Source organism: Shewanella sp. 10N.286.52.C2, from assembly GCF_002874545.1.
GTDB lineage: Bacteria > Pseudomonadota > Gammaproteobacteria > Enterobacterales > Shewanellaceae > Shewanella.
Genome location: NZ_MCTV01000066.1, coordinates 1 through 718 on the forward strand (window position 1 = coordinate 1; position 718 = coordinate 718).

General features: G+C 47.6%; 1 protein-coding gene. It reads left to right on the forward strand.

What is annotated here, in order from left to right; genetic code table 11:
* Positions 1–718, forward strand: a 718-nt coding sequence (locus BCU94_RS17820; RefSeq protein ID WP_198590910.1) for a cadherin-like domain-containing protein, incomplete at both ends; no start/stop codon positions are given.

Genomic DNA, 718 nt, shown 5'->3' on the forward strand with positions numbered 1-718 from the left:
GTGTAACACACACTGGCGCATCAACGACGCTCTCGGCGTTTGGCGATAAAGCCCAAATCGCTGGGGTTGATACTGGTTCAATAACCGAAAACAGCGCGGGTGTTGACATGTCACCTGACTATGCTCAACCAGGCATAGCCACACTTGGCAATAAAACACTCTATGCTGATGGCAAGCTGACCATCACAGACCCCGATGTAGGCGAGTCAGGATTTGAACGCCAAGGTAGCAATGGTTACGACTATCACGGCACCTATGGCGATCTAATCTTACTCACTGATGGCACCTGGCATTACCATGCCGATGCTGGGCATCGCGCCGGTATAGGTGCTAGACCCACAACGCGTGGCACCGCTATTGACCAACTCGGTGAAAACCAAAGTCTAACCGACACGATTACGGTTCATTCAAAAGATGGTACAACTCACGATATTGTCATCACAATTCATGGCAGTAACGACAGACCTTACTGTTCAACTGAAGTGGTGCTTGCAAATGGCAGTGAAGATACACGCCAAACCTTAACCACCGCGCAACTATTAGCGAATACAGTCGATGTCGATAAAAACGATGCCGGCTTACTGGCCATTGAAAATCTACATGTCGACCATGGTTCCATTCTAAATAATGCCGATGGTACGTTTACGTTTACGCCAGAAAAAGACTACAACGGTGCTGTTCATTTTAATTATGATGTTAAAGATGCACACGGTGGTGT